General features: G+C 71.3%; 8 protein-coding genes. 1 reads left to right on the top strand and 7 read right to left on the bottom strand.

All coding sequences use genetic code 11. The features are described from left to right. Positions 1-182 precede the first annotated feature (182 nt). The 7 genes from ABZZ79_RS23270 to ABZZ79_RS23240 form a co-directional block, all read right to left on the bottom strand. The gene (locus ABZZ79_RS23270) at positions 183-1283 is read right to left on the bottom strand and encodes a hypothetical protein (RefSeq protein WP_356691560.1); all 1101 of its coding nucleotides are present in this window, start codon (positions 1281-1283) and stop codon (positions 183-185) included. A 155-nt stretch (positions 1284-1438) separates the two neighbouring features. Continuing rightward, positions 1439-2017, bottom strand: a complete 579-nt coding sequence (locus ABZZ79_RS23265; RefSeq protein WP_356691558.1) for a SigE family RNA polymerase sigma factor — start codon at positions 2015-2017, stop codon at positions 1439-1441. 507 nt (positions 2018-2524) lie between these two features. Beyond that, positions 2525-3580: an aspartate-semialdehyde dehydrogenase gene (locus ABZZ79_RS23260; protein ID WP_356691556.1), complete on the bottom strand. Its 1056-nt coding sequence runs from the start codon at positions 3578-3580 to the stop codon at positions 2525-2527. Beyond that, on the bottom strand, positions 3577-4854 hold the full coding sequence (locus tag ABZZ79_RS23255) for an aspartate kinase (RefSeq protein ID WP_356691554.1): 1278 nt from the start codon (positions 4852-4854) through the stop codon (positions 3577-3579). The genes ABZZ79_RS23260 and ABZZ79_RS23255 overlap by 4 nt, the downstream gene beginning before the upstream one ends. Before the next feature lie 170 nt (positions 4855-5024). Further along, positions 5025-5696: a DUF5063 domain-containing protein gene (locus tag ABZZ79_RS23250; RefSeq protein WP_356691552.1), complete on the bottom strand. Its 672-nt coding sequence runs from the start codon at positions 5694-5696 to the stop codon at positions 5025-5027. Next, the gene (gene recR / locus ABZZ79_RS23245; RefSeq protein WP_356691550.1) at positions 5689-6288 is read right to left on the bottom strand and encodes a recombination mediator RecR; all 600 of its coding nucleotides are present in this window, start codon (positions 6286-6288) and stop codon (positions 5689-5691) included. Before recR ends, ABZZ79_RS23250 begins: the two co-directional genes overlap by 8 nt. 59 nt (positions 6289-6347) lie before the next feature. Next, a complete protein-coding gene (locus tag ABZZ79_RS23240) occupies positions 6348-6686 on the bottom strand; it encodes a YbaB/EbfC family nucleoid-associated protein (RefSeq protein WP_356691548.1) in 339 nt (112 codons plus the stop codon). A gap of 310 nt (positions 6687-6996) precedes the next feature. Between ABZZ79_RS23240 and ABZZ79_RS23235 the strand changes: the two genes are divergently transcribed. Then, positions 6997-7749: an SLATT domain-containing protein gene (locus ABZZ79_RS23235; protein WP_356691767.1), complete on the top strand. Its 753-nt coding sequence runs from the start codon at positions 6997-6999 to the stop codon at positions 7747-7749. Positions 7750-7894 lie beyond the last annotated feature (145 nt).

Genomic DNA, 7894 nt, shown 5'->3' with positions numbered 1-7894 from the left:
CCGTCCCCGCGCAGGACGTCCCGACGAAGACCGTCCCCGCGCAGGACGTCCCGACGAAGACCGTCCCCGCGCAGGACGTCCCGACGAAGACCGTCCCCGCGCAGGACGTCCCGACGAAGACCGTCCCGGCGCACGACGTCCCGACGCAGCACCCGGCCGCGGGCCGGGTGTCACGTTCCGCCCTACGACCCCGACAGCATGCCCGTCCGGTAGACCGTCCCGGCACACGCGTCGGGCACGGTCGCGGCCGCGCTCGGCCCCCCGGCCTCGGCGGTGTAGGACACACCGACGCTGCCCGAGGTGCCACCGTCCTCGGTGACGAGCTGCGTGGACATGCCCGGCTCCCCGGTGGTGGTGGTCCCGTCGGTGGTGTCGCCGGTGCCGTCGGTCGGGGTGGGCGTCGGCGTCGGAACGCCGGTGTCGCCTCCGGTGCCGCCGCCCCCGCTGCCCGTGCCGGTGCCGCCGCTCCCGTCACCGCCGCCGCCGCTGCCGCCGCCGCTGTCGGTGGAGCAGGCCTCGGTCGGCACCCAGGCGAACTTCACCTCGAAGGCCGCGCCGGGCAGCAGGACGAGCTGCTGCGTCTCCAGGGACGGGTCGGGCAGGCCGACCGCCGCGTCCCCGGCGGCGTGGTTCGCGAGGGAGACCCTGGTGGGGTCGGCGGCGCCCTGTGCGAAGGGCGTCACCGTGCCGGGGCCGCTGACGGTGCAGCTGCCGCCGGAGATGTTGGTGACGCGGAAGCCGCCGTAGACCGCGCCCGTGGAGTCGGGGGCGCCGGCCTGGCCGCTGGCGGAGAGCTGCTCGGCGGTGCACACGGGCGCGTCCGCCGGGGCGCTGGCCGTCGGGTCGGCGCTGCTGCCCGAGCCGGGGCCGGTGGAGCCGCCCTGGTCGTGCTCGTCCGAGGTGGCACCGCCATCGGGGCTGCCGTCGGTGCGCCCGGCGGAACCACCGCCGGCGGCGTGGCCGCCGCCCTGGCTCTCGCCCTCGCCCGCCCCGCCCTGGGCCGCCGAGCCGTGCCCGGCGATGGAGGGGTTGGCGTCGGGGCCGGCGACACCGGTGACATGCACCAGCGCGGGTACGGCGGTGCCGAGGAACAGCGCGGCGGCGGCCATGCCGACGGCGGCCTGGCGCTTGCGCGCCCGGCGCGCGGGCACGGCCCGGCGCAGATGGTCCAGCGTGCCGTCGCGCGGTTCGACGTCCTGCACTACCTCGTGCAGCATCCGGCGCAGTGCCAGCTCGTCCGATCCGAGCCCCTCGGGACTCTGTTCGTCGAGGTGGTCGTTCACAGTTCGGTTCCCAGCGTGCGGTTGCTTCGGCTCTTGCTTCGGCTGCGGAGCCCGATCCGGCTCACGGCCCGTCGCATGGTCCCCCGACCCATGACGTGACACGGCGTCCTCGCCGCGCTCCCTGCCCTCCTGGGCGTCCATGTCCTCGGTCTCGCTCATCTCGTCGACGCCTCCATCGCGAGGCGCAGGGCCGCGATACCGCGGGAGCCGTACGCCTTCACGGAGCCCAGGGATATGCCGAGCGTCTCGGCGACCTGGGCCTCGGTCATGTCGGCGAAGTAGCGCAGCACCAGCACCTCGCGCTGACGGCGCTGCAGGCCCTTCATGGCCTTGATGAGATCGCGCCGCTCCAGCTGGTCGTACGCGCCCTCCTCGGCGCTGGCCATGTCCGGCATCGGCTTGGAGAGCAGCTTCAGGCCGAGGATGCGGCGGCGCAGCGCGGATCGGGAGAGGTTGACGACGGTCTGGCGCAGATAGGCGAGCGTCTTCTCCGGGTCGCGGACCCGCTTGCGGGCGGAGTGGACCCGGATGAAGGCCTCCTGGACGACGTCCTCGCAGGAGGCGGTGTCGTCGAGCAGGAGGGCGGCGAGACCGAGCAGGGAGCGGTAGTGGGTGCGGTAGGTCTCGGTGAGGTGGTCGACGGTCGTGCCGGCCGCGACGGTCTCTTCGGCGCCGTCACGCTGACTGGGGATGCGGGCGGGCCGCGCTGCGGGCATGGGCGCGATCACCGGCATGCCGCCGGGCGCACCGGACGCGCGGGGGCGCCGGGGCCGGCGGACGGACGGCCGAAGCGCCGCGCCCGGCGGAGCCACACTGAAGTCAAGTACCTCTGCCACGTCGGTTGGACACGCTTCCCCCCACGAAGGTTGTACGTGCCGAGCGTCATTTTTACGCCGACCGGTCTCCGTGACGGCGCGCCCGACAACGTTCTCACGTCGGCCGGCGCGGCCGACGGAGCCTCAGATGCCCACATGCGTCCCGCTCTTCCCCTATGTCCGAGCGAGCGGCCGTCCCCACGCCGCTCTCGGCGTCCCCACGCCTGGATGAATGCGTCTCCACACCCGCAAGGGCGACCGCATAGACGCTCCCCGCCCTCCGCGTGGTTGCGGAGGGCGGGGAGAAAATCTTCGAACGCCCCTGGTATCCGGATCAAGTGGCCCGGACCATCGTCCGGATCACATGCTCACGCAGATCCTACAAATCGAGCGCCGCGGGTCCACAGAGTTTTCGGGGGCACGCGCTTACGACAGGAACTCCGCCGCGATCAGTTCGGCGATCTGGGTGGTGTTCAGGGCCGCTCCCTTGCGCAGGTTGTCCCCGCAGACGAACAGCTCCAGCGCGGTCGGATCGTCCAGGGCCCGCCGTACCCGGCCGACCCAGGTCGGATCGGTGCCGACCACGTCGGCGGGGGTCGGGAACTCCCCCGCGGCCGGGTTGTCGAACAGCACGACACCGGGCGCGGTGGCGAGGATCTCGCGCGCCCCGGCGACGGTGACGTCCTGCTGGAAGCGGGCGTGGACGGTCAGCGAGTGCGTGGTGACGACCGGGACCCGTACGCAGGTCACGGCGACCGGCAGCTTCGGCAGCCCGAGGATCTTGCGGGACTCGTCCCGCACCTTCATCTCCTCCGAGGACCACCCGTCCTCGCGCAGCGACCCGGCCCATGGCACGACGTTCAGCGCGACCGGCTCCGGGAACGGCCCGGTGTTGTCCCCGACGGCCCGCCGTACGTCACCGGGGCTGGTCCCCAGCTCCGTGCCGGCGACCAGGGACAACTGCTGCCGCAGGGTCTCCACCCCGGCCCGCCCGGCCCCGCTCACCGCCTGGTACGACGACACCACCAGCTCGCGCAGCCCGAACTCGGCGTGCAGCGCGCCCAGGGCGACGATCATGGACAGGGTCGTGCAGTTGGGGTTGGCGACGATCCCGCGCGGCCGCATCCGTACCGTGTGCGGATTGACCTCGGGCACCACGAGGGGCACGTCCGGGTCCATCCGGAAGGCCGCGGAGTTGTCGACGACCACCGCGCCGCGCGCGACGGCGACGGGCGCCCACCGCGCGGCGATGTCGTCGGGCACGTCGAACATCGCGACGTCGACCCCGTCGAAGACCTCCTCCGACAGGGCCAGGACCTCGATCTCCTCCCCGCGCACGGTCAGCTTGCGGCCGGCCGAGCGCGGGGAGGCGACGAGTCGGATCTCGCCCCAGACGTCCTTGTGGTGGGACAGGATCTGGAGCATGACCGTGCCGACGGCTCCGGTCGCTCCCACGACCGCGAGCGTCGGTCGTCCGGTCATCGCCCGGTGCCTCCATAGACGACGGCCTCGTCGCTGTCGGAGTCCAGTCCGAAGGCGGTGTGCACGGCGCGCACGGCCTCGTTGACGTCGTCGGCGCGTGTGACGACCGAGATGCGGATCTCGGAGGTCGAGATCAGCTCGATGTTCACGCCGGCGTCGGACAGCGCGGTGAAGAAGTCGGCAGTGACACCGGGGTTGGTCTTCATCCCCGCGCCCACCAGCGAGATCTTCCCGATCTGGTCGTCGTAGCGAAGGGACTCGAAGCCGATGCCCGCCTTGGACTTCTCCAGGGCGTCGATGGCCTTGCGGCCCTCGGTCTTGGGCAGCGTGAAGGAGATGTCCGTCAGGCCGGTGGCCGCCGCGGACACGTTCTGCACGATCATGTCGATGTTGACCTCGGCGTCGGAGATCGCGCGGAAGATCGCGGCGGCCTCGCCCGGCTTGTCCGGCACGCCGACGACCGTGATCTTGGCCTCGGAGGTGTCGTGCGCGACACCGGAGATGATGGCCTGCTCCACCGTCTTGTCCCCTTGCTTAATCGGCTCGCTGCTCACCCACGTGCCCTGCAGTCCGCTGAAGCTGGACCGCACGTGGATCGGGATGTTGTACCGCCGGGCGTACTCCACACAGCGGTGGAGCAGCACCTTGGACCCGGACGAGGCGAGCTCCAGCATGTCCTCGAACGAGATCCAGTCGATCTTCTTGGCCTTCTTCACCACACGCGGGTCGGCGGTGAACACACCGTCGACGTCCGTGTAGATCTCGCAGACCTCGGCGTCGAGAGCGGCGGCGAGCGCCACGGCCGTCGTGTCCGAGCCACCGCGCCCGAGGGTGGTGATGTCCTTGCTGTCCTGGCTGACACCCTGGAAACCGGCGACGATGGCGATGTTGCCCTCGTTCAGCGAGTCCCGGATACGGCCCGGCGTGACATCGATGATCCGGGCTTTGTTGTGGACCGAGTCGGTGATGACACCTGCCTGGCTGCCGGTGAAGCTCTGGGCGCTGTGGCCCAGGCTTTTGATCGCCATGGCCAGCAGGGCCATGGAGATACGCTCTCCGGCGGTCAGCAGCATGTCGAGCTCGCGCCCGGCAGGGATCGGGGATACCTGCTCGGCGAGATCGATCAGCTCGTCCGTCGTGTCGCCCATCGCGGAAACCACGGCCACCACCTGGTGCCCGTTCTTCTTCGCTTCCACGATCCGCTTGGCGACGCGCTTGATGCCCTCGGCATCGGCTACGGAGGAGCCTCCGTACTTCTGCACGACAAGGCCCACGTGCGCTCCTCGCTCAGTCCGTCAGTTTTTCCCGCAGATACGCCCGTGTACTGCGGGTCGGCTCAGTCTATCGAGCGTCCGAAATTCACCCTCGCGGTATCGCATGGTGAGATCCCGGTGCGCCGCTCAGGACCCTGCCCGATGCCACGCGAGGCACTCGGAAAAGTGGTTCAGCTCACGTGCTGTTCGCCGGACCCGAGCCCCAGCGGACCGGCGATCTCCTCGGTCATCACCCGGCCCGCCTCGAACTCCAGCGTCTCGTCGCCCATGGTCTGGTCGGTGTCGAGACCGTCCAGCTCATCCAGGGGCTGGTCGAGGCGGACATGGGCGAGCACCGAGTGCAGCGCGCGCAGGGTCGCGGACGCGGTCGAGCCCCAGTTGGAGAAGTAGGAGAACTGCCACCACCACAGGGCCTCGGTGGTGCGGCCCGCGCGGTAGTGGGCCATGCCGTGGCGCAGATCGGTGATGACGTCGGTGAGGTCGTCGGAGATACGGGCCGGAACGGGCGCCTTGCGGGGCTCGTAGGGGTCGAAGACCTCGGAGTAGACGTCGACCGGGTCCAGCATCCGGGCGAGGTTCTCGCGGAGCTCGTCCACGTCCGGCTCGGGGCCCATGTCGGGCTCGTAACGCTCGTCGGGGACGATGTCCTCGTGGGCGCCGAGACGGCCGCCGGCCAGCAGGAGCTGGGAGACCTCCAGCAGCAGGAAGGGCACCGCCGAGTCCGGCTCGTCGCCCTTGGCCACCTCGGTGACGGCCACCAGGAAGCTCTCCACCTGGTCCGCGATCTGGACCGCGAAGTCGTCCGGGTTCTGGCTGGTCGCGTGCAGCGTGGCGTCAGACATCTAGGAGTCGTCTCCCCTCGAAGGCGCGGCCGAGAGTGACCTCGTCCGCGTATTCCAGGTCGCCGCCCACCGGGAGGCCGCTGGCCAGGCGGGTGACCTTGAGGCCCATGGGCTTGATCATGCGGGCCAGGTACGTGGCCGTGGCCTCGCCTTCCAGATTCGGGTCCGTGGCCAGGATCAGCTCCGTGACCGAACCGTCGGCCAACCGCGCGAGAAGTTCTCGTATACGCAGGTCGTCCGGGCCCACGCCCTCGATCGGGCTGATCGCGCCGCCGAGCACGTGGTACCTGCCACGGAACTCACGCGTCCGCTCGACGGCGACGACGTCCTTGGGCTCCTCGACGACACAGATCACCGTCGGGTCGCGGCGGGCGTCACGGCAGATGTTGCACAGCTCCTCCTGCGCGACGTTCCCGCACGTCGCGCAGAAGCGGACCTTCGCCTTGACCTCCATCAGGGCCTGGGCGAGGCGCCGTACGTCGGCCGGTTCGGCCTGCAGCACATGGAAGGCGATCCGCTGCGCGCTCTTGGGACCGACGCCGGGCAGCCGACCCAGCTCGTCGATCAGATCCTGGACCACGCCTTCGTACAACGGACTGCCGCCCTTCCTGATGTGCCTTCACTACGTACGGTAGATGCCGTCCGCCTGTCTTAGAAAGGCAGACCGGGGATACCGCCGCCGAGACCCTGGGCGAGCGGGCCGAGCTTCTGCTGCTGGAGCTGCTGGGCGTTCTCGTTCGCCGCGTGGACGGCCGCGACGATCAGGTCGGCGAGCGTCTCGGTGTCCTCCGGGTCCACCGCCCGGGGGTCGATGCGCAGCCCGCGCAGCTCGCCGGCGCCCGTGACCGTCGCCCGCACCAGACCGCCGCCCGCCTGGCCGTCGACCTCGGTCCGCGCCAGCTCCTCCTGGGCCTTCGCCAGGTCCTGCTGCATCTTCTGGGCCTGCTGGAGCAACTGCTGCATATTGGGCTGACCGCCACCGGGGATCACGATCTGCTCTCCTCTGTCGTCTCTGCGGACGGGCGCTTCTTCCCGTTCGCCACGAGCCTACGTGGTCGGCGAGGCCATCGCCCCGCCACTCTTTCGAGTGAGTCGACTGTCGGTCCTATACCTGATCAAGGCCCACTTCCGGGCGGAAAAGCTGCGAAACCCTCCACTTCGCCACCCATTGGGCGGTAGGAAGGATCCGGCGCATCAGCATCACGTGTCACGTGAGCGCCGTCGGGGGTGTCTCCCACGCCGTGCGGGCCGTGGGGAAGCGTCACGCACCGTGATCAACGTGATCAGTAGGGAGTGCCGGGTGGGTCAGCCGGAGATGCAGCCCGAGGGGCCGCCGCAGGACGGGCGCGGCGACGGTGCGGCGGCACTGCGGCCGGGCGATCTGACCGGCCGGACCTTTCCCCACGGGGACTGGGGGGAGCCGGCCGAGCGGCTCGACGAGCTGTACCGGTGGGTCGAGAAGGGTGCTCTGGAGACCGCCGCCTGGTATCTCGCGGACCGGGTGTGGAAACGGCGTGGCGCCCGCGCGCTGCGGACGGGCGCGGCCGTGGGAGCGGCCGCCGGGGCGGCGCTGCCGCTGCTGGACCTCACGGATGTGGTGGGCGGGGTCGCCCCCTGGGGCTATCTCGCCCTGCTCGTGGCGGTCGCCTGCGTCGGCGTGGACCGGTTCCTCGGCGTCACCTCGGGCTGGATAAGGGACGTGGCCACCGCCCAGGCCGTGCAGCGACGGCTCCAGGTCCTCCAGTTCGACTGGGCCTCGGAGAGCGTGCGGGAGGTGCTCGGTCCCACCGAGGGCACGGCCGGAGAGGCCGCCGAACGCTGTCTCGCGGTCCTGCGCCGCTTCTCCGAGGACGTCACCGAACTCGTCCGCGCCGAAACGGCCGACTGGATGGTCGAGTTCCGTACGGGTTCGGCCCCCCTGGGCATCCAGTCCGCCGTCCCCACCGGTGCCCGGACCCAGGACACCAGCGCCCTGAACGGCCGCTTCCCCCTGCCCCCGCCCGGCCCGGCCCGCCCGAACATGCCCCGGCAGCGGCCGCCCGAGCCCAGGTGAGCCCCGGGCCCGGCCGGGGCCCCACCGCCTCGGGCGTCCCACCCGGCGCAGGGCCGTCGGGCGCAGGGCCGCGTCAGGCGCAGGCCCGTCGGGCGCAGGGCCGCGTCAGGCGCAGGCCCGTCGGGCGCAGGGCCGTTGGGCGCTG

This window comes from Streptomyces sp. NPDC006458 (assembly GCF_040612135.1).
Lineage (GTDB): Bacteria > Actinomycetota > Actinomycetes > Streptomycetales > Streptomycetaceae > Streptomyces.
Note: the sequence above shows the minus strand (reverse complement) of the source record. Positions and strands in the feature narration are given on the sequence as shown.